This window comes from Achromobacter sp. 413638 (assembly GCF_043119405.1).
GTDB lineage: Bacteria > Pseudomonadota > Gammaproteobacteria > Burkholderiales > Burkholderiaceae_B > Achromobacter.
This window is the reverse complement of record NZ_JBICCO010000037.1, coordinates 1-24,171: the sequence shown is the minus strand read 5'-3', so window position 1 is coordinate 24,171 and position 24,171 is coordinate 1. Positions and strand designations below refer to the sequence as shown.

The following is a 24,171-nucleotide window of genomic DNA, read 5'->3' as shown; positions in this document are numbered from 1 at the left end:
GTCGGCCGTCGGCCTCCCACCGCGCGGGCGCAATGTTCGTACTTCTGCTGTCGCTGGCCGGCGCAGCGCAGTCCGCGAACCTGGACGTCGCGCCCGCCCCGCCTGCCGCGCCGCCCAGCCACCTGGTGCGGGAGCTCCTGGAGCAGGATGCCCAGCGCGCGCTGCGTGAAGCCCAGCGCAGCGATTCCGGTACATCCGTGCTGGGTGCCGTATCCAGTCCCGCCGCTCCGGGTGCCGGCGCATCGTCAATACGAGATGCGGCGTCTGCCACTACCAGCAAAGCGGCCGCCCCACCTGTCGTGCAACTGCAGGCCATTGTCGGCGTGGACCGTAATCTCTCTGCCATCGTGGTTCGCGCAGGCCGGAGGTCGGTGTTTCGCGCGGGAAACGCGGCGCCTGTCGCCGGCACCGATGAAGGATTCCGGCTGATCCGGATTGCCACACCATGTGTCGTGCTTGAGCAGCCCGCGTCACCGCCAACAAGTCAGGCCTCGACTGACGACTCCGACGCCCAATCTGAAGCCGCTGCGCGTCAAGCCTCTCTATTGACCGTATGCCTACACCGGAGTCCTCCATGATTGCCCGCCTTCGCCTGGTGATCCGCAAGGCCCGCGACCGCCTGCGCAGCGCCTTCGGCGCGCAAGACGTGCCCCTTGACGACGCTTCGCTCATAACGTTGCCCGCCGTCAGTGCGCCCACGGCCTCAATTGGCCCGCCAGCGACCATGCTTGGGGCGGCCCCTCCGCAGGAACTGGAATCGCTCGCTGACATCGAGCGCATTGATCCGCCCTTCCGGACCCTCAAGGTGGACTGGTGCGGCTCGGCCGCAGCCGTCATCGCCTGCGTGGCCGAGCTTGAAGGCGATCGCTACGCCGTGTTCGCCAAGCGCGGTCAGCGTGATTCCGACATCTTCCGCGCCGTCATGGCGCGGGCGACGCAGGCCGCCGAAGGCCAGCCCGTGGCCGTGTATACCGTCAGCCCGGTGGTGCTGCTCACCCTGGTGCGCGAGCGCATGCAAGCGCAGGACCTGCGTCAGCGCAGCTTGCGAGAGCGTGGCGGTTCGGGTGGACGGTCGGGAGGTCGCTCGGCCGTGCGCACCGGATTCCACGATCTGGTTGCCTGGGCCGCCCGAACCGGCGCGAGTGACCTGCACTTGCACATCGACACCACGAGCGCCATCTCAAAAGTCAGCGCCACGATCGACGGTCAGTACACGACACCAGCGAGCCTGGCCATGCCCACCGAGCGCATGCTGGAGATGGCACGCGTAGCCTGGCTGGAGGTCAGCGGCGGCAACGGCATGATGCTCGACATGACCCGCGAGCAGCAGGGACGGCTCTATGAGGTCGTCGATGACCGCAGCTACATGTTGCGCTGGGGCTCGTTCATTGCCGACCAAGGACCCTCGATCACGCTGCGCATCCTGGAGATCGACGCCAAGGTGCAGGCCGTCGACCTGCATGCGCTCGGATACCTTCCTTCCCAGGTCGAACAATTCGAGCGCGTGCTGCGCAGCCAGGGCGGGGCCGTCGTGATGGGCGGCGTGCCTGGCTCAGGCAAGACGGTCACCCAAGGGCAGTTGGTTGTGCGTCACCCCCCCACCGACAAGGTGGCGACCATCGAGGATCCGGTCGAACTGCTCATCCCCAGGGCGCTGCAGGCGAGCGTGGCTCGCGCCATCGACGGCTCGGATGTCGAAACCATGCAGGCCAAGCTCATGGCGCTCAAGCGGGCTGCCGCCCACGTCGTGCTCCTCGGCGAAACCCGCGACCGGCTCACCGGCGCAGCCTTCCAGGACATCGTGCAGTCGGGTAGCCGTCTCTACACGACCCTGCACGTGGGCAGCGCCTTCGCCATCCCAGAGCGGCTGGCCAGCGTCCAGATCGGCATCCCGCGCGGCGTCCTGGGTTCGCCACAATCGTTGAAACTCCTTGCCTACCAGGCGCTTCTGCCCGTGCTCTGCGACTGCGCGCTGCCCGCCGAGGTCCTGCGAACGGGCGCCGCCGACCGCATGGGCATCACCCGTGAGGGCCGCTGGTGGGATCGATACCTGGCGCACATCGAAAAGCTGTACGACTTCGGATACGAAACGATGCGGATCCGCAACCCCGAGGGCTGCCCACACTGCCGCGCCAAGGGATTGCCCGAGCTGATTGGCTACCGTGGTCGCACGGTCGTCGCCGAGCTCTTCGAGCCGGGCATGGACACCGACGCCTTGCGCGCCATTGCCGCCGGCGATGAACTGCGCTTGCACCAGATCTACGCCGCCCGGCGCACCGCCGCCTTCAACGACCCTGATATGGAGGGCAAGACCGCCATGCAATGCGCCGTCTACAAGATGAGCCTCGGCACCCTGGATCCGCGCGACATCGAACCGCACTTCATGTCGTTCCTGACCCTGCAACCATCGAACAAATCGCCATGAAATTCCCGTTTGTCCTACCCTTTGCATTGACTCGCGTCGGCTGGGCCGCCCGGCAGTTCTCCGGCCAGCGTGCCGACTGGTACGAGTACCTGGCCGACATGACGCAGGACACCCAGGGTCAGCGCACGATCCTCGCCATCTTCGAGGCCGACGCGCAGCGCTATGGCCACCGCAGCGCCCGTGGCATCCTGTCAGCGCATTGGGCGTTGCGCGTAGCCGAAACCGGCGATATGGGCCGCACGCTACTTGGCACGCTACCGCGCCGCGAGGTCGCTGAGTTCGCCTCGCTGCAGCGCCAAGGCCAGGCGGTCTTTGCGACCGGACTGCGCGACATGGCCAGCCTCGTACGGCTGAACGAGCGGCTGCGATCCCTGCTGCTGTCCACCCTGCTGGCCGCCGTGATCGCGCTCGCCGTGCTCTGGACCGCCCTCATGGTCGGCGTGCCGTATCTGACCGCACCCATGTTGCACGACGCGCTACCCGATGTGCCTGCCGAATACTTGAACCCCTTGACCCGAAATTTCTTCGGCCTGGCGCAGTGGCTGCGGGACAACAACATGGCGCTGTGGATGTCCACGTTCATCGGCTTCTGCCTGATCGGGATGTCGTTTCCGAACCTGGATGGACGGATCCGCCAGGCGCTGGATAGCTGGGGGCCGTACCGCCTGTACCGGGACGTGCAGGCGATCCGGGTCGTCAGCACCGCGGCGACAGCATTGCAGCCTCGGGCAGGCAAGACCGTGTCGCTGCGGGAGGTAATCGACCTGCAGTTGGCCGGCTCCTCGCGCTGGCTCGCCCGGCGCCTGCAAGCTATGCACCAACGGCTCGATGACGCCAGAACCGGCGCGGCGGTCCTCGACGTCGGATTGCTGGACCGGGAGACCTATTGGTACCTGGAGGACCTGGCAAGCACGCTGGGCCTGGACACGGCGCTGCAGAAAACGCGCACCCGCATGGAAACCACGCTCTTGAAGCGCGTCGAATCTCGCGCCCAGGCTCTGCGCTGGACGGTGCTCATCCTCACCGTTCTGGCCATGCTGGGGCTACTCGCCTGGCACTACGGCGTCATCTGGGACATGCGCAACGCCATGATGCTCGACGCCACCATGTAGGCGTCGTCCACCAACACCAAACACCACCCCTTCTGACTGGAGTTTCCCCATGCCTTACCCGCTTAACCCTGCCCGCCCGGCGCACAGCTTCAGGCAGCGTGCAGCCTCCCATCCCTGCTCTCACCCCCTGCGCCGCCAGCTTGGCCTGACCTTGGTCGAAACCATGCTGGTCATCACCATCATCATCGTGGCCGCCGTCGTCGGCTTCCCCGTGGTCAAGGGAATCTGGATAGAACTGCGCGTGCCCACGGTCGCCAGCGAGCTGCAGCGCTTCATGTCGCGCACTCGCGTGTTGGGCGAAGGCGATAGCGTCACACCGTACGCGTCGATCGACAATGCCAAGAATCTGGCGCCCGCGTTGCAGGATTCCACGGTGTTCAAGGTCAACGGCAGCACCGTCGCGCACCGCCTAGGCGGGTCGGGCACCGGGTCCAGCGGCACGATCACCCTGGCGCCGGCCGCGCTCGGCGGTGGTGCGCTCGGTAGCGCCTTCTCCATCACGCTCACCAACGTCAATGCCAAGGCCTGCCCCATCCTCGCCTCGACGCTCAACGGCGTGTCAGAGACGATCAGCGTCAACGGCACGGCCGCCAAGACGCTGGGCGCCAATAACGAGACGGGCACCTTCAACCCTGTCACGGCGCAGGACTTGTGCACCAAGGGCGACAGCAACACCTTCGTCTTTGCCACCCGGTGAGCATGCCCGTTCATCCCGCAAGCATGTCTTGCACAGCGGAACCCGCCAGGGTTCCATGACTTCTTCCATGGAGGCTTCCCCATGCGGCCTGCTCCCGCTACGGCCCGCTGCGCGCGCGGGCGCCAACAGGGCTTTACCCTGGTCGAGGTGCTGCTCGCCCTGCTGGTCACCACCCTGGTCGTTGCCCTGGCTGCAGGCGCGATCAAGCGCGACGCCGATGACAGTGCCGCCGAGGGTACCGGACGATATCTGATGCAACTGCGCGGCGCGGTGGTTGACCTGCAGCTCAAGTACGAACCCTGGCTGCGCGGAGAGGACATGGCCAACAACGACGGCAGCGCCAGTGCCACACCCGCGCCACCCGCGCTCACCTGGACGGCCGTGGCGGGCGCTCAGGTGGCCCGTGGCGGCATGGCCGACCTGGCCGCCTCGGGCTTGCTGCCTGTCAGCACCCCGCGCTACCCAGCGCTGGGCGACGCGGCGCGCTTCCTCCTGGTGCGCCAGGGGACCTGCCCGGGCGACGACTGCCGCACCAGCGCCTATGTCTATACCTGCCACCCCATCAGCGATCAGCGCAGCCTTCGCCGCAACGCCACATGCCAGGCGCCTGCGGGCACCCGCGCCAAGTATGTCCAGGCGCTACTCGGGCAGGTGCTTCTGGCCGCCGGCGGCTATGGCGGGCATGACGCGATGGGCGGCACGAACGTTCGGGGTCCCCTTATGGACGTGCCGCGCGCCTGGTTCGATTTTGGGCAGGAACCTGGCCACGCGGTGCTGGCCGCAGGCCTCGATGCCACGCCCTTCGGGCAGTTCGTCCGACATGGCGAGACCCGGCCCGTCACGCTGCACAACACGCTCACAGTCGGCGGCCGCATCCAGAGCAATACTGGCCTCTTGCTGAACACGGCGGTGGCGCCCGGTGCGGCGTGCGCCGTGGAGGGGCTGTATGCCTCGACCGCCAACAAGCTGCTCGCCGTCTGCACGGGCGGCGTGTGGTTCACCCAGACCGGACACGTCATCACCGGCACGTTCAGCGATCTACCGCACGATGCGGCAGTGCCCACCCTGCGCTGCCCGGCTGGCCTCACCCCCTGGCGGCAGGTGGCACTACAAGCGACAGACGTCACGGTGCGCGGTAGTGACGTCAACATCGGCGGTACGGTCGGCGGCAACATCCAGGGTTCCGGCCATGTCAACGCCGCAGGCAGCGTCACCGTGGGCGGCGCATTCAGCGGCACGTTCCAGAACGCCGGCAGCAGCTACGTGCGCGTGGCCCAGCGCGTCAGCATCGCCGCCGACCGCATTGTCATCGCACCCGCCGACCTCGCTGCCCGCGCGTCGGTCATCCAGGGTTGCAAGAACTAGCGCGGCTCGCGCCACGTCCCGTTCTTGCGGCCACTCACGTCCTCGTCTCGGCCGCCAGCACGCGGACCATTCCCAACGGAGATTTCCATGTTCCTCACCTCCCTGCGAGGCAGGGGCAGGCATTACCTCGCCCTGCTCGCCCTGTTCCTGCTTCCTCTCACCGTCGCATACGCCACGCCCACCTCCAACCAGGCCGATGTCCAACTCAAGACCGATCTCAACACGCTCACCATCCAGATCGGCCAAGGCGCCCCGCTGCCACCCGGAGGATGCAATGCCGGTTACCTCTGGCACACGACCTACGGCGGCTGCCGCATCGCCCAGACGCAGTCTGAATCTGCCCAATGCCCAGCCGGCTATACCGGATCTCGAGTGCGCTATCGCAACGCCTACATCCTGCAGGCCAACCCCGCCGACATCGCTTACGAGGCTTGGGGCGCCTGGCACGACAGTTGTCAGGCACCGCCTCCCCCGGCGACGGTGAAGATGGAGATATTGAAAGGCCCCGATGTACTGCATTGCCGCTTTCCGGATTACAAGCTCCGCTTCACCTATCCGGATGGGTCTGCGGCGAGCGGTATCGACCTCAAATGGGAGACCGACCCCCAATTTGATGCGGCCGTCGAGTTCCCTGTCACCAGAACCGACAGCGACGGCGTGACCGGCAACACAATCGTACGGTTCGCCAGCATGACTGCGTACATCACCGTCAGTTGGGGTGCCTCTAGATTTTCGTTAATTGGCTATTGCATTGGGGGCACCTGACAGCGACTCCGAACTCGAACCAGAAGTGCGGTATCCCATGACCGCGTCCGCTGCCCCAACAGAACGAGATCCCCGCCATGTCAATCACACTCAAGCGCCTTTCGGCGCTCTTTGTTCTTTGCATCGCACCTGCATTCAACCCCGCCTTCGCCGAACAGTTCGGGCACCTGGAGGGCGATGTCCGTCTCGCTTGCGAAGCACTGCTCTGCCTATCCAGCGGCATCCGCCCTGGCCAGTGCTCGCCTTCACTGTCGCACTACTTCGGCATAAACAGGAGGAAGCTCTCCGACACCATATCGGCGCGTCTGGACTTCTTGAGGCTGTGCCCTGTCGCTGATCGGACCGAAAAAATGCAGTCTCTCGTCGACGCGATTTCACGCGGCGCGGGGCGCTGCGACCCCGAGACACTCAATCGGGATCTCGGCCGGTGGATGAATACGCCGCTCTTCGGAGACATGCGCGTCGTCGGCAACCAGCGGCCCGGCTATTGCAGCGTCTACACCTCACACGAATACACCTACTTCGACGGCACCCTTCCTCGCTATGTCGGCAAGCCCGAAGAGGGTGGCTACTGGGTCGCTGAGAAGGATTACGAGCGCGAGCGCGTGAGGTACGAAGAGGTGCTGGCCAAGCGCAAAGCGGATGCCGAACGGAACTACTACAACGGAGGCAACAACTGATGGACTTCCCCACGCTCGCCCGCCAATGCGCGCCGGCGGTGCACATCACTACGCTGGCCGCCGTGGTCCGCCACGAATCGGGCTTTGATCCGCTTGTCATCGGTGTCAACGGCAAGCCGCACCGCAGCATCCGGCCCAAATCCCGCCAGGAGGCCGTCGATGAGATCCGCAAGCTGATGGCCGACGGCAAGGATTTTGATGTGGGCTACGGACAGATCAATGTGCGGAACTGGAAATGGCTCGGCGTCACGCCCGAGACAATCCTGGATCCTTGCGTAAATCTTGCTTCTGCCCAGCGCGTGCTCGTCGGCTGCTATCAGCGAGCAAGCAAGATGCATGGGCCGGGTCAATTTGCGCTGTATGCCGCCTTCAGTTGCTACAACACAGGGAACCTGACGGCGGGGTTCAAAAATGGCTATGTCGTGCGTGTGGCTGCGGCTGGCGGTGTCCAAATCCCCGCGCTGAGCCAGGCTCCAGGCGCAGCGGTGGGCAAGGCTGGGGATACGGCCACCGGGGCGGAAATTTCGCAATTCGCCAAGGACGGCAGCTACACGATCAACAGCCCTGCCGGCGCGCGTTCCCCGCCCCGACCCGACGCCTTCGACATGCCGCGCAGCGACGCGCTCGCGACGGATCGCCCTGACGCGTTTACCAGGTCTGACACGAGAACCGAGTCTGAACCCGGAGCCCAATCCACTTCCAGCCCCTTCGGGCAGCGCGTCCCCCTCGGCCGGTCCCGTCAATAGGTCCGCGCCATCAAGTCGGCAGGCTCCACCCGGCCAGCCCTAGCACAACACCCAACCCCTCCCTTCCCCCCTTTTCTGCCGCACCGCCTTGGCATCCAAGCCTGGCGCCGTGTGGCCATTTTCATGGAGTTTTCCCATGCGCCTGACTTCGCGCAATCTCGCCCTGCTCGCCTCAATGTTCGTCGTCTTTATCCTCTTCGCCCTGCCCGTGGTGGCCCATGCCGACGGCGGTCTCGCGAAAGCCACCGGGACAGTGCAAAAGGTCAAGGACTGGCTCTGGATCGTCATACCCGTTGTCTGCTTGATCGCCGGCGGCATTTGCGGCCTGCTGTACTCGCTAGACGTCATCCGAAAGGAAACCGCCTATCAGTGGGCGCTGGGTGTCGTCTTCGCTGGCGCTATCGCCGGCGGCATCGTTGAGATCGCGTTCTGATGGCCGCTCCGCCCACCACACCCGCAGAGCATGGTGGCTCCAAGATCCCACCCAACCAGTACCCGCTTTTCAAGGGTGCCACCCGCGTTCCCACCATCAAGGGCGGCGTACCCACCCGAGCCTTTGTCGGCCTGGTCTTCCTCACCGTCACCGTGGCCATGTTCAATTACCGAGGCTGGCTGCTGTTTCCGGCGCTCTATCCCATTGTCGCCATCATCAGCCGCAACGATGACCGCGCTTTCTGGATATGGGAGCTGTGGTTCAAGACCAAGTTCACGGCACCGAACAAGACATTCTGGGGCGCCGTCTCGTACACACCCACGCCCTACAGCCGCCGGCGCCCCTGGTGCCGGTAGATATGGAAGCTCCCCAATGAAAGACTCCCTCGCCCCGGCGCTGCGCCACGAGCGGGCGGTCAGCGATGCCGTCCCGTTTTCCCACCATGTCACGTCGTCTATTGTCGCCACGCGCCGCGCCGAATACGTCTCCGTCTGGCGTCTGGACGGCCGTTCGTTTGAAGGCCATCCCGAAGAGGACAAGTGCCGCTGGATCGAGGAACTCAACAACCTTGTCTGCGGTTTCCCGCCGGGCGTCGGCTTCTGGACACATCTTGTGCGCCGCAAAGTCCGCGAGTATCCGGACAGCGAATACCCCGACGCATTCTCGCGCGCACACGACGCGGCTTACCGCCGCACATTCGACAAGACGCCGCCCATGATCAACGAGTTGTATTTGACCGTGATCGTGCGGGCGAGCGTGGATCCGGCGCTGCGGCTCTTCTCTCGCTTCGAGAAACGCACCGCCCGCGACGTCCTGGCCTGGCAGAACCGCGCCATCGAGCAGCTCGACGACATCAATCGCAAGCTCGCGGGCGCCCTCACCCGCTACCGGGCGGACCTGCTGCAGATCGTCGAACGCCCCGATGACGATGACGATGACGATGACTTGGATGATGACGTAGGCGACGGTACCGATAGCGCCGAAGACCGTACCACTCCGCCCAATGAACGCGCGTCGGAGAAGCGTCTGTACTCTGAACCCGCCGAGTTCTTCGGCTTGTTGCTCAACGGCAAGCTCGAGCCCGTCCCGGTGCTCGACGCCCGACTCTACAACACGCTGCCCAGCACCCGTCCTTTCTTCTCCACCCATGGCGAACAGGGCGAGCTGCGCGGGGTCAACTGGAGCCGGCGCTTCGCCATGGTCGAGCTGCGCGAATATCCCGCCAGCACGAAGCCCGGCCATCTGAACAAGCTCCTGCAGCTGCCCGTTGAGCTGATCCTGAGCCAGTCCTTCGGCGGACTCTCGAAGGCCGAGGGGATCGCTGCCCTGGGACGGCAAAAGAAGTGGCTAGAAGACTCAGGCGATCATTCTGCTTCCCAGATCAAAGAACTCTCGCAGGCCATGGACGACATGATGGCTGGCAAGTTCGTCATGGGTGATCACCATGCCACCATCACCGTGTTTGGCGAGAATGGCGAACAGACGCTGCGCAGCGCGGCCGACGTGATCGGCGCGCTGGCCGAGGAGCGCATCATCGCCCGGCTCGTCGACCGCGCGTTGGTCTCAGCCTGGTGGGCGCAGTTGCCGTGCAACTGGACGTGGCGACCACGCCCGGCGCCCATCACGTCGCTGAACTTTCTATGCCTGTCTTCGATGCACAACTATCTCTTCGGCAAGCCCAACGGCAACCCGTGGGGGCCGGCGGTCACGATGCTCAAGACCACCGGCGGCACGCCCTACTACCTGAACTTCCACGCCACGCTTGAGGATCTCGACGAGACCGGCAAGCGCCGCCTGGGCCACACGGGATTCTTGGGCAAGTCCGGTACCGGCAAGACCGTTCTGCTGGCGCACTGCCTGACTCAGGCCAGAAAACTCGGCTACACGGGCGCGGTCTTTGATTACGGGCGCGGGCTGCAAGTCACCGTAATGGCCATGGGCGGCAAATACTTCCCGCTGCGCTGGGGCGTGCCGACAGGTTGGAACTATCTTCAGATGCCCGAGACCGAGCGCAACCTGGGCTTCATGCGCAAGCTCACCAACCTCTTGGCCGCCGATGGCGACCAGCCCGCCTCGCTTGCCGAGCAACGCCAGATTAGCAGCGCCATTGGCAAGCTCGTCGAGCATATCGACCAGCCCCTGCGGCGGCTGTCCACGCTCGTGCAGTTCCTGCCTGCGGCACCGGCCCGCGAGGGCAAGCTCACGCTGCGCGAGCGGCTCGAGCGCTGGTGCTTTGGACACGAGAACGGCTGGCTCTTTGACAATCCGGTCGATGAGTTGGACTTGTCCAACACGAACCTGTTTGGCTTCGACGTGACCGAGCTACTGGAAGAAGGCCCGGTCCGCGACGCCGCCGTGACGTACTTGCTGTATCGCACGAATCAAATGAAGGACGGCCGCCGGCTCGTCTATGTATTCGATGAGGTCCAGAACCCCTTGAAGGTACCCGCATTCCAGGACTTTCTTCAGAATGAACATCGCACGGGCCGGAAGAACGAAGCCGTCGTCATCTGGGCAACCCAGGAGCCGGACGCCATCTCGCAAACGTCCGTCGGCAAGACATTCATGCAACAGTCTGCCACCGTCGGATACCTGCCCAACGACAAGGCCACGCCTGAAGACTACATCGTGAACTTCAAGCTCACGCCCGCGGAGTTCGCCATGGTTCAGGGCTTGGGCGAGTTCTCGCGCCAGTTCGTCATCAAGCAAGGCGGCGCACAGGGCGGCTCGACGGTCACCGCCACCCTTGACCTTTCCCAGTGCCTGGACGCGCTGCTGGTGTTCTCCGGGTCAGATGACCTTGCGGCCATTGCCGAGCAAGCCATGGCCGAACGCGGCCCGGATCCCGAAGCCTGGCTTCCCCTTTACCTGGAGCGCGCCCGCGCGGCCGCGTCGAAGAAGCAATAGGAGATCTTATGAACTCGCTGCATCCTACCCTTACGCAACCCTGGCGCGCGCGCATCGCCGCAGCGCTCGCCATGGCGTTTCTCACGCAAACCGCAACACCTGCTCACGCCGTTGAAGGAGGCATTCCGGTCACCGACGGCGTGAGCATCGCCGCGCGCGCAAAAGAGCACGCCATTTCGATCGCCAAGTACATTGAGCAGATCACGACACTCAAGGCTCAGCTCACACAACAGACAAAACAATTGGAGGCTCTGACCGGAACCCGTGATCTTGGAGGAATCCTGAACAATCCGGCGATCCGCCGCGCATTGCCTGATGACGTACAGGCCGTATTGCGCAACCCGGCGCTAGGCAACGAAGACCTCGTGCGTAAGACTGAACGCATCGTCAAGGAGGAGCGCATGACTGGCGACTACGCCAAGGACCGCGCCGCGATCGACAAGCGGGCGGAAGATCTGGCCGTGCGTTCCAAGGCAATGCTGGAGAGCGCGCAAGCGGGGACCACCGCTCGGGCCAAGCAGATCGACCAGCTGCAGGCGCAGATCAACTTAACGACCGATCCCAAGTCCATCGCGGATCTGCAGGCTCGAATGCTGGTCGAGCAGGCAAACATCCAGGCCGACCAGACGCGCGCCGACCTACTCACCCGCCAGCTGCAGGCCGAACAGGCTCTGATGCAACAGCAGGCGGACAAGCTGGCCGCCAAATCGTTCAGCGTGGACGCGATTCGGGCACCGATACCCTGGGGGAACTGATGGCCGCGGATCCTATTCAGCTCATCAGCCTGGGCGGCATCGCACGCTGGATGGACGACTCCGTGACACACATGCTCAAGGGCGTCGTCGCACCGGCGATCAGCAATGCCACAGCGGCCATCTGGCCTTTTGTGACGGTCGCCATGACCATGGGCCTCATGTGGTACGGCTGGATGATCGCCAGTGGTGCGATTCCGACGCCCATCTTCACGGCGCTGCGCCGCGTGGTGAACATTGTCATCATCGCCAGCATTGCGGGCGCGGGCGGCCTGTACCAGACTGAGATCGTCGAGGTCATGCTGGATTTGCCCACCGACATGACCAACATCTTCAACAGGGAACCCACCACGCCGGCCGAAAAACTCGATGCGGCGGCCAATAATGGCTCGGAAATCAGCACTGAGATACATGACCGAGCTCCAAATGCCGTCACCAGCCCAATCAAGGCGTTCGCATTCGTGGTCATCGCCGTCCTGATCTCAGTGATCTCCGCCGCGATGAGCGCAGTAGGCATTATTGTCCTCGTCTCAGTAAAAGCCGGAATGGGGGTCATCGCAATTGTTGGGCCTCTGTTTATTCTGGCCTTGCTGTTTGACTACACAAGGGACTACTTCAGAAGCTGGCTGAACCAGATGCTCTTCTACGCGATCTATGCAGCGGTCTTTGCCCTGGTCTTTACGATCATCATGGGCATGTTCGGGATGCTCCAAAAGGCCCTCCTCGCCACGGCTAAGGCGGAAGGAGACATCAACATTTTCTCCATGCTCACCGCCTTGATCCTCTTTTCAGTGGGTGCCAAGTTCATGCTCGAACAGGTATCTACGATTGCAAGAGCGCTCACAGCCGGCCAAGGAGGCGGCGTTGCCGTTCCATTCATCGGAAGGGTAGGCTAAAATTGGGCAATCCACGAAAGTATCTCTTGCAGGTCCTTTTCTCAATGATGGAGATATCATCATTATGGTAAAGACTCCCTCGACACCTCTGGGTAAGGCACTTACCGAGAGTCCGCTACCTGGCAGCCAGACGCCAGTCTCTAACTTTGGCCATACGGTGCCTGCCATGGATGAGCAACCCATATCGGTGTTCCAATGGGTCAGCTTGGCACGTGCCACTTGGACGTGGCTCCTCCGTCCTTTGTGGTACGTCTGCTTCAAATGGCCGACGAATCTGTTGCGCTACATGCTGGCTCAGGCGCCCGAATCCGACGGCGATCGTCGGCGGCGAGAGGCTCAGGAGTACGATGCTTGGAAGCGAAATCCTGCCAACCCGTTTCGAAATCATCCGTAGTTGGCATCACAGCCACGCCCATTGCTGCTCTACCCAATCTCGCCGCCCTGACGCGGTGACGTTTGTTTTACCTCCCCCATATCTGGCGTAGCCTCCGCTTCGTCCCTTCCCTCTAGCGCCCGCCTCTCCGGGCGCTTTTCTATTTCCCCCCTGGAGTTCCCATGAAGGCTGCCTTCGCGGCCGCGCCTGGCGCGGCTCGTCCGTTGTCGTCCATACCTTTCGTGCCGCCCCGTCTGAACCTCCTTCGGCTGGCTATCAAATTGGGAGCCGCACATGCCCAGTGACGATCCCAAGCTCTCCCTTGACGAAGAACTGGCGCGCAAGCGCGGGCTGGAGCGAGATCTGATAACCGAGATTCTCACCTCCCGGACGCGCGCCTGGCGTTACGGATCGGCCGGCATCATGCTCGCAATCCTCGCGTGCGGAGCACTCGTCACGGCTCTACCCCTGAAACCCCCGCCCGAGCTGTACGTGATGCGCGTGAACGACGCCACGGGCGACGTCACCAACGTCTCCATGTTGCGCGACGCCCAGGAAGACTATGGCGAACGCATCGCCCGCTATTTCATCCATCAATACGTGCTGTCCTGCGAGAGCTACGACTGGAACACCATCCAGAACACGTATGAGCGGTGCGGCCTCTTCAGCTCCCCTGAAGTGCAGCGCGAGTATCGCGCGAAGTTCGAAGGCGACAAGGCGCTTGATAAACGCTACGCCGACCACACCCGTGTGCGCGTGAACGTCCGTTCCATCACGCTCGGCCCCAACCACAGTGCCGTCGTGCGATTCACCCGCCGCACCGAAGGTGGCAATCAGGCGGTGCGGTCCGAGCAGCTCATCGCCACGCTCGCATACCACTACGTCAACACCCCGCTGTCTGAGGCCATCGGCCGGGAGAATCCCCTGGGCTTCCAGGTCGTCAGCTACGCCACCGATATCGAAACCGAGAGGTAACTCACCATGACCAATGCGCAAATCAAGGAACTAGCCCGCCGCCTGGAGGGCGCGGACCGCCTGTCCAACGCCGAGCGCTCTGCGCTGCTGCGCGATGTCGAGCGCTACGCTCGGCATGACCTCTACGGCGCCGCCCTCCTCTGCAAGGACCATCTCAACCAAAAGGCCGACCTGCGCCTGCCGACCGCCATCATGGCCGCCGAGCGCATCGGCAAGCATTTCGAGATGCGTACCAAGGAAGCCCGCCGCCCCGTGGAACTCTATGGCGAACAGGACCGACAGATTCGCCAGCCCGAAGACGGCCGCGAGTACCGCGGTCCGGTCATCGGCACCACGCCGAACTGCGTCATCCAGCGCGACCTGGAGACCGGCGACTACATCGTGCACGCCCGCGCCTCGCTCGCCCGAGAAATCGCTCCGGATGAAGCTGACAAGGCCGTAGCCATCCACTACCCCTTCAAAGCCGTCGGTGGCGTCGGTCTGGTGGCGGGCATCGAGAAATCCCACGGTTTGACGCATGAGGCCCAGCATGCCCACGGCGCCCAGCACACCCGCACGCATGACAAGGGTGACCACTCGATGGAAATGAGCCGATGAGCCCGCTCTTCCGATCCCCTATCCGGTCGGTCAGCTGCGCGCTGCTGGCGGCGGCACTTTGCACCGCCGCCGCGCCCGCCTGGTCCCTCGAGCGCCCAAAGCCATCCGTGAAGGACCAGCGCGTGCGCACCGCTGACTATGACCCGGCCGACATCATCCAGGTGGACACGGCGATGGGCGTGGCCACCCACATCGTGCTGGCCGACGACGAGGAATACCTGACTCATGCGTTTGGCGACAGCGCCGCCTACAGCTTCGTGCAGGAAAGCCGCCACCTGCTGCTCAAACCCAAGGCCGATCAGGCCGATACCAACCTTATCTATATCACCAACAAGCGCAGCTACGCCTTCCTCCTGAAGTACGCCAAGGTCCGTACCGGCCGGGAGTTCTTTCGGCTTGAACTGCAATACCCCGACGCGGAACTGGCCCGTGCAAATGCCCGCAGCGACACGGACCTCGTCAAATCCGAGCTGACCAACAACGCGCTGGCAATCAACTGGGAGCACTACACGATGAACGGCGACATGTCGCTCGCACCCGTCAGCGCCTGGGACGATGGAGCACAAACCTGGCTACGCTTTGCGCCTGGCCAGGATCTGCCGGTCATCTACTTCGTTGATGCCGACGGCCAGGAGGTCATTGCCAACCGCAACATGACCGACGAAAACACCATCGTGTTGCATCGCGTCGCCAAGAAATGGCATCTGCGTCTGGGTAACCAGGTCCTGGCGGTGCACAACGAGGGCGGCGTCCAGGCACGCGGCCTGCCCACCCGAACGATCTCTCCGGCGGTCGAGCGTGTGACACGAGAGGAGCCCAGCAAATGAGTCTGTTCAAGCGCCGCAAGCGCGACGCCAAGCCAATCGACGCGGTGGCAGAGTTCGAGGCGCACCAGGCCGAGGTGTCCAGTCGCGGCCGGGCTGACCTGCAGGACGCGGCCCGGCCGCTCGCCCCGGGTGCCAAGGCCTTCATGTGGCTGCTGCTGGTGGTCGGCATGATGTTCATGGGACTTCTCGCCTGGCGGGCCTTTAGCGTCAAGAAAGAGAAGGATCCTGATGCGGTCGCAGCACTGCGAGCTGAGATCCGCAACGTCCTGCCCAGCCTGAAACTGAAGACACCAGAGCCCGAATCGGCCCAGCCACCACCCACGCCGCCAGAACCTGCTGCCCCCCCCAGCACCGTATCCACCCCGAGTATGCTGATGGCTCCCGGCGCGGCCGCCGTGGCCGTTGTCCCGGCGCTCGATCCCGTCGAGCAACGAAGGCTGGCCAGCGGCCTGCAGGGCGAACAGGACAAAGGCAAGCAGGACCCCGCCCGCAGCACGCCCGTCAAGACGGCCGACAGCGGCCCGATGGCCGACAAGCTGCAGCCGCTCAAGCTCTCGGCAGCGCGCGCCGGCCGCATTGGCAATCGGGACATGCTGATTACCCAGGGCGCCATGATCGACTGCGGCCTGGACACCAAGCTGGTGAGCGCGCAGGCCGGCATGATCAGCTGCTATGCCACCCGAGATGTCCGATCAACCAGCGGACGCGTCGTACTCATTGACCAGGGCACCAAGTTTACTGGCTATCAGCAAAACGTGATCGCCCAAGGCCAGCCGCGCATTGGCGTCGTCTGGTCGCGCCTGGAGACGCCGGAAGGCGTGATCGTTAGCCTGGATTCACCGGGAACCGGATCGCTTGGCGAAGCGGGCCTTGATGGCTATATCGATACGCATTTTGCCGAACGCTTTGGCGGAGCAATCCTCGTCAGCCTAATTGGCGACCTTGGCGCTTGGGCGAGCAACCGGGGCGGGGATCGCAACGGCGGCACCGTGCGCTTCGACAACACGGGCAATGCCGCGAAAGATGCGGTCACCACGGTACTGGATCACACCATCAACATCCCGCCCACGCTCTACCGCAATCAGGGCGGGCGCGTTGGCATCTATGTCGCCCGCGACCTGGATTTCAGCGGCGTTTATGACCTGCGCCCCGTGCGCCGCTCCGAGCGCCGATAGCAGCACGCCTTCCTTCGCCTGCTTTAAAAAAATGGGGGACCACAACAACTTCCCACCGACAGCCTCGCCGGTTTCGCAATAAACACTGCCATCCTGGCGGAACAATTTCCGACTATCGCCCTACGAATGGAGCAAAGACATGACGCATGAAGCGAAGCAAGTATCGGCATCGACGCCGCACGAAGTTGATCGGGCTTATCACGCCCATGGCTCCCCCAAAACCACCTTGGTCGTAGCGATCAGACGATACAGGTTGACTGCCGAACCACTGCAATTTGAAGACTCAGTTCCCTTTGAGTTTCCGAAGAGCACTGAGCCTAGGCCACACCTTCGCTGATTTATGCGCGGCCGCGCGAGTCGACCCGCAAATAATGCTCATGCGCCGCGCCCAGCATGGCCATCTCTGACGGGGGCACGCCTGGCTCAGGTTCGCCCTGGCGTGAAGCCCAAAGGCTCAGCTGGTTGAAGTCCCAGTCCTTGAAGGTATCAATAAGCTTGAAGGACACAAGCAACGAATCCTCAAAATCCGGATGGTTGGACAAAAGGCTCGATTTCATGAAAAAGAAGCCGCGGACTCGTACCGAATCTCCGGTTCGATCCGCAACTTGTACAACATAGAGATGCGGTATTGCACGATACAAATCCCGTGGAAACTCGTGCCAATAATGAGTGATCGCGCCATCCTCGCGATACACGCCGTGAAACACCAGTAATTGCACCTTTCCAATTTCGCTCAAGGTTCTCTCCAAAATACTCCCGCCCTTCCAGGGCAATGCGAAGGACTACCCTTCCCACCAATCCGCCTTGTAACACGGCAAAAGGGAAACGTGCCGAAGCGTTCGGCTTCTAGAAGCGCGAACGACCGTCTGAGCAATATCTGTCCAGCCTTCCTCTCGTCTGGCCGACATCGGGCAACAGGCGAAGCTTTGAATGAAGGAGGCCGGGCGGCACCTGTCTGCGCCGGCCGTTGCTGTCCCTCGCCTCACCCGCCGGACCCGCTGCCTCGTCAGACCGACTGTGGCCGGCCAGCGGTATCTTGGAAGCAAGCACAATGCAAAAACGTACATCGGACGATTCGAAGACGCGCCTGCGACTGCGCTGGTTCGCAATCATCAGCGCCGCCTTTGTGATTTCCCTGCCGCTAGCAAAGTACTACGTCCCCACCTCTGGTTGGTCAGTCCTGGCAGGCGCCCTGCTGCTGACCGCCGCGTTCAGCCTTGGCGCAGACTATCTTTTTCGTCGACAGGAAGCTCACTTGACGCAGCGCATGCAGGCCGATGCGTCGCCAGAATGGGGCGTGATATTGAATGGCATTCCCGTTGGACGTATCACGGACGCGCAATACGCCGAGATACGGCGCACCGTATTGCGCAACGGTCGCATCGCATTCGAACAACTCGGCAACATAATCCAGACCGGGCTAGCCGCCGCTGCCAAGGCGCTCTCCAACCTTCCCCTGATCCTAGTCTGGACACTGCTATTCGCAACAGTGACCTTTCCAGAGGATCTGGTATCACTAGTCCAAGAAATTCAACGGGCAAGTGTGCGGGAAATATTGGCCTTCCTGCGGGACTTGGCGCCGCTCGCCATTGCCCTGTCCGGTGCGGCGATGGGCTTGCTTGCGCTATTGGGATACGACTTCGGATACCGAGATTGCTATCGTGAAGCCGTCGACCGCATGGTGAGACAACACTGCAAGGTAGCCGCGGTAGGCACGCTGCACCTTATCCGGGCGGATTTCATCCGCGAATGCCCATGAGCGGGTTCGAACGAGCTGGGCGCGAAGATCGCCAACCGTTGGAAAGCGAGTCTATGGACTTTGAGATCTGCGTCGAGAAGCGCCCTGAACTGCGCGAAATCGTGAAACGGCTCCAACAAGATCTTGGCGGTTCTCTGTTTTCGCTTGCTCTGTACGCCCGAACGATGTGGGGGCTGGCGCAGACAGCGTGCGATATAGGGTCCGACGAGTACGAGTATTGCGCCATGGAGGCACGCTGCGCTGCGAGCGACGCTGGCGAATACTACGCAGGTGCCTCCGTGCCCGCGCTTCTGAGCGACGTCCCCTATCTTCGCAACACATTCTTGATCGCGGCGGGTGCCGAGATCGCTCTACGTGAAGAGTTGCAAGAGGCCGAACGAAATAGTGTCAATCGCTTGCAAACGAATGCTCTCATCAAGGCGAATGCATGGTCTGACTTGGACTTGCCCACGCCAGAAGAATTGACGGCGACGCTTGTTGCTGGAGGGAGCACGACAATCAACGGGCACTTCGTGGTTTACGACGAGAGCAATGGCTTGACCTGGGGCACCAACCCATACGGGGTCGACGTGGTTTTGTTCAAGCGGCCGACCGTGAAAGCGGTACGGTCGTTTCTCGCCGATATGGCTCGCAACGTCTCGTATGGCCCGACTCCGGAATAGCCGTTGCTCAGAGCTAAATAATCCGCCGCTGCGACCTCTACCACCAGCTTTATGCCGGCTGGACGCGCGTCGACGGCCGGGCCCACGCCGACGGCGCTCGTACCCGCGTCGAATCCCTTTTGCTCTCACCCAGCATCCAGCACAACAGCCTATTTCGGGAGCGTGCAGCATGACCAATCAGAACAACACAGCCTTACGCGACATCGCCCTGCTTGCTCCGAATCTCTGGGGCCAGGTCTATTTATTGTGTCGCGGGACGCATGGCATTGACCATGAATACTCCATGGCCCTGGCTGACGACGCTATGCGCGCATTTGGCGAGGATCGTTGCGAGACCCATGACGACCTTGACTTCGTCATCGTCGAAATTGCAAGGGTGGACTGATATGAACGAGAGCGACACCGCCCAGGCGATCCAAGAAGCAGAACGCATCGCCGCTGCCGTGGCCACTGGCGAAGGGATCCGTGATGCGTAGCCCCATCAATGTGGTCGTGCCCATCACAACGCCGGTGGGCACGCTCGGCACGGTGCAACTGGTAATGAATGGCGACAAAGGCGATACAGCGCTCCTGCGCGTCGATGTCGGCCACATCATCACTGGAAACACAGCGGCCGTCTCGCTCAACACGGACGGTATGCGCCAGCTGGTCGACGGCCTGATGGACTGCATCTTTGCCCTGGAGCGCAGAGCTCGCATCAACGAACGGAGGCAATATGGCTGAATACAGCAGGATCGAATGGACCGACCATACCTGGAACCCTTGGTTGGGATGCCAAAAGGTTGGGCCTGGTTGCGACAATTGCTACGCGGAGGCGTACAACGCGAGATTCGCGGGTGGAATTGCGATCAACTGGGGGCCGGGCGCGCCGCGCCGGCGCACCAGCGCCGCGAACTGGCGTAAGCCGATCACCTGGAATTCCGCACATGCCGAGTTCCAGGCCGTGCACGGCCGGCGCCAGCGGGTGTTTTGCGCGAGTCTGGCCGACGTCTTCGACAACGCCGTCGATCCCGCCTGGCGCGCGGATCTTTTCCAGTTGATCGAAGCCACCCCGAGCCTGGACTGGCTGCTGCTCACGAAGCGCATCGGCAACGTGCGGAACATGCTGCCCGTGCCGTTCGACTTCGATAGGCTCTACCCGAACGTCTGGATCGGCGCCACCATCGTGAACCAGGCCGAGGCCGACCGCGATATCCCTAAGCTGCTCGAGCTGCCGGCGCGCGTGCGCTTCCTGAGCATGGAGCCGCTGCTGGGGCCGGTGGACCTTACTGCCGTTCGCCACACTGCGCGCCCTGGCTATTTCGGCGACTGCCTGGAATGGCATCATCGGCCCCACGGCGAGGCCGAGCCGTGGCCAGGAGTGAACTGGGTCATTGTCGGCGGCGAAAGCGGGCCAGACGCGCGGCCGATGAATCCTCTGTGGGTCGGTAACCTACGGGATCAATGTCGGACGGCGGGCGTGCCGTTCCTATTCAAGCAGTGGGGCGAATGGTCTCCAGGCCCAGGCGACTTTGGTGCAGGCCGCCGCGAAACTGCGGCGATCGCCATGGACGGCTACGTCGCGCGCGATGGCATCAGGCAGCGGGAGCATCCCACTGGCGCCGACGGTTGGTCTCTGGTCCGCCGGGTCGGCAAGAAGGCCGCAGGCCGCCAACTGGATGGCCGGCAATGGGATGAATTTCCGAACCACCCGGCATAACACCGGCTTGGCCAGCTCGAAGGCCTATCGCCTCCGAAGCCGAGCCGCATTTACACAATCTCCTTGTCGCACCGCTATGGAAATTCTCATTCCAATCGGCGCCGGACTGCTGCTCGCCACGCTGTACTGCGCCATCGTTCAAAAGCTGCCCGTCGCCTGGACGATCCTGAAGATCGAGTTGACCCTCATCCTCGGCGTGGCCTCCTACTGCGCCGCGCAAGCGTATTTCTAGGCCTCGCGGTATTTCCCGTTTCTCCTGCCCTCCTCGGGAACCATCCCCATGAACGACTCTCTCAACGCCCCGCCCGTAGGTGCGGTGGATCGTGGACTCGCCCTCCAGCAGCTTATGCGGCCGCTGGCCGAATTCATGACAGACGATGCCGTTCGCGAGATCACTATTCCGCGACCAGGCGATCTGTTCGCACTGCGCCACGGGCGTTGGTGCCTGCACGAGATGCCGGCGCTGTCCTTCGGCTATCTGCAAGCGCTTATCGAAGCCACCGCCAGCTACAACGGCGTGAACTTCCTGCCCATCATGTCCTTGGTCCTACCTGGCGGCGAACGCTTCCAGGCCATGCAACCGCCCGCGATGATTGATGGCACATTGTCGATCAGCATTCGGAAGCACAGCACCTTGGTCAAGACGTTGGATGAGCTGGATGCAGAAGGTGCATTCGGCAGCTGGAAGGAATTGCGTGACCCTTCGGTGCTGACCGACGAAGACCGTGTGCTCCTCGAACTCAAGGAAGCCGGCCGCATCCGCGAGTTTCTGCATCAGGCGGTGCAATTTCGCCGCAACATCATCATCGGGGGCAAGACAGGCTCGGGCAAGACTACGTTTGCACGCAGCTTGATCGAACGTGTCCCACTCGACGAGCGTGTGGCCACTATCGAGGATGTCCACGAGTTGTGGCTGCCCAATCATCGCAATCGCATCCATCTGATCTACGGTAACGGTGTCGGCCAGGTCTCCGCCTTCGATTGCATCGCGGCCTGCATGCGCAGCTCACCTGATCGGATCCTCCTTTCCGAGCTGCGCGGACCCGAAGCCTGGGAGTACCTCACGGCCCTAAACACTGGCCATCCGGGATCGGTAACGACCACTCACGCTAACAGCGCATTCGATGTCTTTGACCGCGTGGCGCTGCTCATCAAGCAGTCGCACGCCGGCCAGCAGATCGACGTGCAGACCATTCGCCAGTATCTCTATTCGACGCTGGACATCGCCCTGTACTTCTCGCGCTACCGACTGCGCGAGATCTATTTCAATCCCGGCCGGACCGCGCCCCAGCAGCTGGCCGCCTGATCCTGTTTTTCCCCTAGGAGTATCTCTATGACCGCTAGCTCGGCTCGCCGGCGCACGCATAGCCCCCGTGTGCTCGACGCCTACAAGATCATGCAGAACGTCTACGACAAATGCCGTCAGGCCGGCGCTTCTCTCGAAAAGACCCATCTGGCCATCCGCGACGCGTACCCCTGGGGCGAGCGACGGCGGTGGCCGTACAAGGCCTGGCTCCAGGCTCGCCGGGAGTTCTATGAAGATCACGGACTACCGCTCAAGGCCCGACGCACGATCCGAGAATCGGTTGAGGAGCTGCAAGCGTGACCGTCGGTATCCCGTACTTTTGGCCGGGCGCATTGCCCGGCCGGCCTCTCGAACGGCCAGCCCACGGCCCTCTCGTGGGGCAGGCTACACCTCCCGATTTCCGGGTAAAAATCGCTTCGATTGCAGGGGACTGGCGATGAGCATTGATGCATCCAAGTGGGCACGTACCGCCGACGTTCAAAAATCCTCGTCCAAACTGGTCTTGCTGGAGCTGGCACACCTGGTGCGCGCTTATGCGACAGACTGGACGGTATTCGCCTCCATTGAGCACTTGGCCAGGGTGACGCACCTGAATCGCAAGACGGTCATCGAAGCGCTTGCCCGGCTGCGGGAACTCGGCGCCATTGTCGACACCGGACTTCGCGCCGGCGCCAGCCGCAGCTGCCTGGTCTATCGCCTGTGCCCGACTGCGGTGCCCACGGTCTGCGCGCCGGCGGCGGACAAAGCCGCTGGTGACGGTGCCCCCTATCTGCCACCTGGCCAGGCCGACCTCCTGGACGAAGGTTGCGACCCGACGGACGATCAAGCAGCCCTCGAAAACCCGGCCGACTTCGCCACCCCATCCCATGCTGCTTACGGCGCCGTTCCTGGCGCAGCAGAATCCGCTGTTGCCGAATCTGCCAGCGCCCCATCCACACCTGCGCAGGCACAGCTGGCAATCGAAGCCCCGCCCGTTGATACGCCGTCCGCACCGCGCGAGGTTCCCGGTCCGGCCCAGACAGCCCCCCCTGCGGCACCGACATCACCGTCACCCAGCACGCGTCGCGCCAAGGGGACCAAGAAGGTATCGCCGCCCGCCGCCGGCGCGGCCGCCACCCGCCTGCCGGCCGACTGGGCGCTGCCAGCACCTTGGCGCGCGTGGACGCACCGTGAGCGACCACACTGGGGCCCAGACAGGGTCGACGCCATGGTCCTGACGTTCTGCGCCTACTGGCGCTCCAAGCCTGGCCACGAGGGGTTTTCTGAGGACTGGTTCGCGTCATGGCGGCTCTGGGTGTTTCGAGAACGGGAGACCCGCGCCGGCGGCGCTGCCTGGCACAGCACCTGGAGCGGCATCGTCGCCAAGGGCCGCGACCTGGGCCTAGAACAAGCGCCCGGCGAGCAGGAACAGGCGTTCCGGATGCGGGTGCATCGCGCCGCCGGCGTGCCTCTGTCCGCCTGACAGTTATCCACAGTCCAGTCCAAAATCGGAAGCTATCCCAAATTCGGGCCAGGCCCGCTTTTACCCAAGGACTGTCCCAAATTTGGCGCAAGGCTGGCCCGAATTCGGCACAACAGGCTGGCCCAAAAACGGGCCTCAAAAGGGTTATAGGTTTTATAGGTTTGAAGAGGGAGACGTGCGCGAGGGGCTGTGCCTCAAGTCGCACCAGCTTTGCGCGACGACCGATCCGCCTACCCTCCGGGCGCTGCGCGCCCTCCGCCCCGACGCCTGGCGGCGTCGGCCTGAAACCCATAGCTTGAGTCCCCCTCCCCGCCGGCGCGATGCGCCGCCGGGCGGGGGAAAGGAGGCCCCCCGGACGCTGGCGGGCCTGACAGCCCGCCGCGCCCTGCCTGCCCAGATCCCACGCAGTGGCAACACCGGCTGCAAGCCACGGCCCAGCCTTCCCAGGGCCGCGCCGGCTACCTGCCGAGATCGATAGCTTTGGTCCCCCCTCCGGCGGATACCCCGTCCGCCGGCCGGGGAAAGGCAGCCCCCAAAGCGCGGGGGCATGCTGCCCCC

General features: G+C 63.3%; 26 protein-coding genes. 25 read left to right on the top strand and 1 reads right to left on the bottom strand.

Features of this window, described 5'->3' with window-relative positions; all coding sequences use genetic code 11:
• The first annotated feature begins 574 nt into the window (after positions 1 to 574).
• The 16 genes from ACEU5R_RS16485 (at position 575) to virB10 (ending at position 16,725) form a co-directional block, all read left to right on the top strand.
• Positions 575 to 2,425, top strand: coding sequence for an ATPase, T2SS/T4P/T4SS family (locus ACEU5R_RS16485; RefSeq protein ID WP_392410876.1), 1,851 nt, complete (start codon positions 575 to 577; stop codon positions 2,423 to 2,425).
• Positions 2,422 to 3,537 carry a hypothetical protein gene (locus ACEU5R_RS16480; RefSeq protein WP_392410875.1) on the top strand — a complete coding sequence of 372 codons (1,116 nt, stop codon included), beginning with the start codon at positions 2,422 to 2,424 and terminating at the stop codon, positions 3,535 to 3,537. Before ACEU5R_RS16485 ends, ACEU5R_RS16480 begins: the two co-directional genes overlap by 4 nt.
• A gap of 49 nt (positions 3,538 to 3,586) precedes the next feature.
• Complete coding sequence (locus ACEU5R_RS16475) at positions 3,587 to 4,234, top strand: type 4 pilus major pilin (RefSeq protein WP_392410874.1); 648 nt, start codon at positions 3,587 to 3,589, stop codon at positions 4,232 to 4,234.
• 81 nt (positions 4,235 to 4,315) lie between these two features.
• A complete protein-coding gene (locus ACEU5R_RS16470) occupies positions 4,316 to 5,599 on the top strand; it encodes a prepilin-type N-terminal cleavage/methylation domain-containing protein (protein ID WP_392410873.1) in 1,284 nt (427 codons plus the stop codon).
• Positions 5,600 to 5,686: 87 nt separating this feature from the next.
• Positions 5,687 to 6,364: a hypothetical protein gene (locus ACEU5R_RS16465; protein ID WP_392410872.1), complete on the top strand. Its 678-nt coding sequence runs from the start codon at positions 5,687 to 5,689 to the stop codon at positions 6,362 to 6,364.
• A 77-nt stretch (positions 6,365 to 6,441) separates the two neighbouring features.
• Entirely contained in the window at positions 6,442 to 7,044 is a 603-nt protein-coding gene (locus ACEU5R_RS16460; protein WP_392410871.1) for a TrbM/KikA/MpfK family conjugal transfer protein, read from the top strand.
• Positions 7,044 to 7,790 (top strand): lytic transglycosylase domain-containing protein, encoded by a 747-nt coding sequence (locus ACEU5R_RS16455; RefSeq protein ID WP_392410870.1) that lies wholly within the window; start codon positions 7,044 to 7,046, stop codon positions 7,788 to 7,790. Before ACEU5R_RS16460 ends, ACEU5R_RS16455 begins: the two co-directional genes overlap by 1 nt.
• A 136-nt stretch (positions 7,791 to 7,926) precedes the next feature.
• Positions 7,927 to 8,223, top strand: coding sequence for a TrbC/VirB2 family protein (locus ACEU5R_RS16450; RefSeq protein WP_392410869.1), 297 nt, complete (start codon positions 7,927 to 7,929; stop codon positions 8,221 to 8,223).
• Positions 8,223 to 8,579, top strand: coding sequence for a type IV secretion system protein VirB3 (locus ACEU5R_RS16445; protein WP_392410868.1), 357 nt, complete (start codon positions 8,223 to 8,225; stop codon positions 8,577 to 8,579). The genes ACEU5R_RS16450 and ACEU5R_RS16445 overlap by 1 nt, the downstream gene beginning before the upstream one ends.
• Before the next feature lie 16 nt (positions 8,580 to 8,595).
• Complete coding sequence (locus ACEU5R_RS16440) at positions 8,596 to 11,130, top strand: VirB4 family type IV secretion/conjugal transfer ATPase (RefSeq protein ID WP_392410867.1); 2,535 nt, start codon at positions 8,596 to 8,598, stop codon at positions 11,128 to 11,130.
• Positions 11,131 to 11,138: 8 nt separating this feature from the next.
• Positions 11,139 to 11,885, top strand: coding sequence for a type IV secretion system protein (locus ACEU5R_RS16435; RefSeq protein ID WP_392410866.1), 747 nt, complete (start codon positions 11,139 to 11,141; stop codon positions 11,883 to 11,885).
• Positions 11,885 to 12,778, top strand: a complete 894-nt coding sequence (locus ACEU5R_RS16430; RefSeq protein WP_392410865.1) for a type IV secretion system protein — start codon at positions 11,885 to 11,887, stop codon at positions 12,776 to 12,778. Before ACEU5R_RS16435 ends, ACEU5R_RS16430 begins: the two co-directional genes overlap by 1 nt.
• Before the next feature lie 667 nt (positions 12,779 to 13,445).
• Positions 13,446 to 14,126, top strand: coding sequence for a virB8 family protein (locus tag ACEU5R_RS16425; protein WP_392410864.1), 681 nt, complete (start codon positions 13,446 to 13,448; stop codon positions 14,124 to 14,126).
• A gap of 6 nt (positions 14,127 to 14,132) precedes the next feature.
• A complete protein-coding gene (locus ACEU5R_RS16420; protein ID WP_392410863.1) occupies positions 14,133 to 14,723 on the top strand; it encodes a hypothetical protein in 591 nt (196 codons plus the stop codon).
• Entirely contained in the window at positions 14,720 to 15,550 is an 831-nt protein-coding gene (locus ACEU5R_RS16415) for a TrbG/VirB9 family P-type conjugative transfer protein (protein WP_392410862.1), read from the top strand. Before ACEU5R_RS16420 ends, ACEU5R_RS16415 begins: the two co-directional genes overlap by 4 nt.
• A complete protein-coding gene (virB10, locus tag ACEU5R_RS16410; RefSeq protein WP_392410861.1) occupies positions 15,547 to 16,725 on the top strand; it encodes a type IV secretion system protein VirB10 in 1,179 nt (392 codons plus the stop codon). Before ACEU5R_RS16415 ends, virB10 begins: the two co-directional genes overlap by 4 nt.
• Positions 16,726 to 17,063: 338 nt before the next feature.
• Here virB10 and ACEU5R_RS16405 read toward each other — a convergent pair whose 3' ends face one another.
• A complete protein-coding gene (locus ACEU5R_RS16405; RefSeq protein ID WP_392410860.1) occupies positions 17,064 to 17,462 on the bottom strand; it encodes a hypothetical protein in 399 nt (132 codons plus the stop codon).
• 314 nt (positions 17,463 to 17,776) lie between these two features.
• Between ACEU5R_RS16405 and ACEU5R_RS16400 the strand changes: the two genes are divergently transcribed.
• The 9 genes from ACEU5R_RS16400 (at position 17,777) to ACEU5R_RS16360 (ending at position 23,613) form a co-directional block, all read left to right on the top strand.
• Entirely contained in the window at positions 17,777 to 18,484 is a 708-nt protein-coding gene (locus tag ACEU5R_RS16400) for a hypothetical protein (RefSeq protein WP_392410859.1), read from the top strand.
• A gap of 53 nt (positions 18,485 to 18,537) precedes the next feature.
• Positions 18,538 to 19,146, top strand: coding sequence for a hypothetical protein (locus tag ACEU5R_RS16395; protein ID WP_392410858.1), 609 nt, complete (start codon positions 18,538 to 18,540; stop codon positions 19,144 to 19,146).
• Between the two features lie 169 nt (positions 19,147 to 19,315).
• Positions 19,316 to 19,531, top strand: coding sequence for a hypothetical protein (locus ACEU5R_RS16390; RefSeq protein ID WP_392410857.1), 216 nt, complete (start codon positions 19,316 to 19,318; stop codon positions 19,529 to 19,531).
• An 83-nt stretch (positions 19,532 to 19,614) separates the two neighbouring features.
• Positions 19,615 to 19,869, top strand: a complete 255-nt coding sequence (locus ACEU5R_RS16385; protein WP_392410856.1) for a hypothetical protein — start codon at positions 19,615 to 19,617, stop codon at positions 19,867 to 19,869.
• The gene (locus ACEU5R_RS16380) at positions 19,862 to 20,845 is read left to right on the top strand and encodes a phage Gp37/Gp68 family protein (RefSeq protein ID WP_392410855.1); all 984 of its coding nucleotides are present in this window, start codon (positions 19,862 to 19,864) and stop codon (positions 20,843 to 20,845) included. The genes ACEU5R_RS16385 and ACEU5R_RS16380 overlap by 8 nt, the downstream gene beginning before the upstream one ends.
• A gap of 76 nt (positions 20,846 to 20,921) precedes the next feature.
• Positions 20,922 to 21,077, top strand: a complete 156-nt coding sequence (locus ACEU5R_RS16375) for a hypothetical protein (RefSeq protein WP_392410854.1) — start codon at positions 20,922 to 20,924, stop codon at positions 21,075 to 21,077.
• 48 nt (positions 21,078 to 21,125) lie between these two features.
• Positions 21,126 to 22,151, top strand: a complete 1,026-nt coding sequence (virB11, locus tag ACEU5R_RS16370; RefSeq protein ID WP_392410853.1) for a P-type DNA transfer ATPase VirB11 — start codon at positions 21,126 to 21,128, stop codon at positions 22,149 to 22,151.
• Positions 22,152 to 22,178: 27 nt separating this feature from the next.
• A complete protein-coding gene (locus ACEU5R_RS16365; protein WP_392410852.1) occupies positions 22,179 to 22,451 on the top strand; it encodes a hypothetical protein in 273 nt (90 codons plus the stop codon).
• A gap of 136 nt (positions 22,452 to 22,587) precedes the next feature.
• Positions 22,588 to 23,613, top strand: coding sequence for a hypothetical protein (locus ACEU5R_RS16360; protein WP_392410851.1), 1,026 nt, complete (start codon positions 22,588 to 22,590; stop codon positions 23,611 to 23,613).
• The last annotated feature ends 558 nt before the right edge of the window (positions 23,614 to 24,171 follow it).

Excerpts from the sequence above, each read along its gene's own strand:
- ACEU5R_RS16465 (WP_392410872.1), top strand. The coding sequence starts at position 5,687 with ATGTTCCTCACCTCCCTGCGAGGCAGGGGCAGGCATTACCTCGCCCTG.
- ACEU5R_RS16415 (WP_392410862.1), top strand. The coding sequence starts at position 14,720 with ATGAGCCCGCTCTTCCGATCCCCTATCCGGTCGGTCAGCTGCGCGCTG.
- ACEU5R_RS16470 (WP_392410873.1), top strand. The coding sequence starts at position 4,316 with ATGCGGCCTGCTCCCGCTACGGCCCGCTGCGCGCGCGGGCGCCAACAG.
- ACEU5R_RS16360 (WP_392410851.1), top strand. The coding sequence starts at position 22,588 with ATGAGCATTGATGCATCCAAGTGGGCACGTACCGCCGACGTTCAAAAA.
- ACEU5R_RS16425 (WP_392410864.1), top strand. The coding sequence starts at position 13,446 with ATGCCCAGTGACGATCCCAAGCTCTCCCTTGACGAAGAACTGGCGCGC.
- ACEU5R_RS16460 (WP_392410871.1), top strand. The coding sequence starts at position 6,442 with ATGTCAATCACACTCAAGCGCCTTTCGGCGCTCTTTGTTCTTTGCATC.
- ACEU5R_RS16480 (WP_392410875.1), top strand. The coding sequence starts at position 2,422 with ATGAAATTCCCGTTTGTCCTACCCTTTGCATTGACTCGCGTCGGCTGG.
- ACEU5R_RS16485 (WP_392410876.1), top strand. The coding sequence starts at position 575 with ATGATTGCCCGCCTTCGCCTGGTGATCCGCAAGGCCCGCGACCGCCTG.
- ACEU5R_RS16475 (WP_392410874.1), top strand. The coding sequence starts at position 3,587 with ATGCCTTACCCGCTTAACCCTGCCCGCCCGGCGCACAGCTTCAGGCAG.
- ACEU5R_RS16455 (WP_392410870.1), top strand. The coding sequence starts at position 7,044 with ATGGACTTCCCCACGCTCGCCCGCCAATGCGCGCCGGCGGTGCACATC.
- ACEU5R_RS16430 (WP_392410865.1), top strand. The coding sequence starts at position 11,885 with ATGGCCGCGGATCCTATTCAGCTCATCAGCCTGGGCGGCATCGCACGC.
- ACEU5R_RS16440 (WP_392410867.1), top strand. The coding sequence starts at position 8,596 with ATGAAAGACTCCCTCGCCCCGGCGCTGCGCCACGAGCGGGCGGTCAGC.
- ACEU5R_RS16395 (WP_392410858.1), top strand. The coding sequence starts at position 18,538 with ATGGACTTTGAGATCTGCGTCGAGAAGCGCCCTGAACTGCGCGAAATC.
- ACEU5R_RS16400 (WP_392410859.1), top strand. The coding sequence starts at position 17,777 with ATGCAAAAACGTACATCGGACGATTCGAAGACGCGCCTGCGACTGCGC.
- virB11 (WP_392410853.1), top strand. The coding sequence starts at position 21,126 with ATGAACGACTCTCTCAACGCCCCGCCCGTAGGTGCGGTGGATCGTGGA.
- ACEU5R_RS16390 (WP_392410857.1), top strand. The coding sequence starts at position 19,316 with ATGACCAATCAGAACAACACAGCCTTACGCGACATCGCCCTGCTTGCT.
- ACEU5R_RS16385 (WP_392410856.1), top strand. The coding sequence starts at position 19,615 with ATGCGTAGCCCCATCAATGTGGTCGTGCCCATCACAACGCCGGTGGGC.
- ACEU5R_RS16435 (WP_392410866.1), top strand. The coding sequence starts at position 11,139 with ATGAACTCGCTGCATCCTACCCTTACGCAACCCTGGCGCGCGCGCATC.
- ACEU5R_RS16445 (WP_392410868.1), top strand. The coding sequence starts at position 8,223 with ATGGCCGCTCCGCCCACCACACCCGCAGAGCATGGTGGCTCCAAGATC.
- ACEU5R_RS16420 (WP_392410863.1), top strand. The coding sequence starts at position 14,133 with ATGACCAATGCGCAAATCAAGGAACTAGCCCGCCGCCTGGAGGGCGCG.
- ACEU5R_RS16450 (WP_392410869.1), top strand. The coding sequence starts at position 7,927 with ATGCGCCTGACTTCGCGCAATCTCGCCCTGCTCGCCTCAATGTTCGTC.
- ACEU5R_RS16365 (WP_392410852.1), top strand. The coding sequence starts at position 22,179 with ATGACCGCTAGCTCGGCTCGCCGGCGCACGCATAGCCCCCGTGTGCTC.
- virB10 (WP_392410861.1), top strand. The coding sequence starts at position 15,547 with ATGAGTCTGTTCAAGCGCCGCAAGCGCGACGCCAAGCCAATCGACGCG.
- ACEU5R_RS16375 (WP_392410854.1), top strand. The coding sequence starts at position 20,922 with ATGGAAATTCTCATTCCAATCGGCGCCGGACTGCTGCTCGCCACGCTG.
- ACEU5R_RS16380 (WP_392410855.1), top strand. The coding sequence starts at position 19,862 with ATGGCTGAATACAGCAGGATCGAATGGACCGACCATACCTGGAACCCT.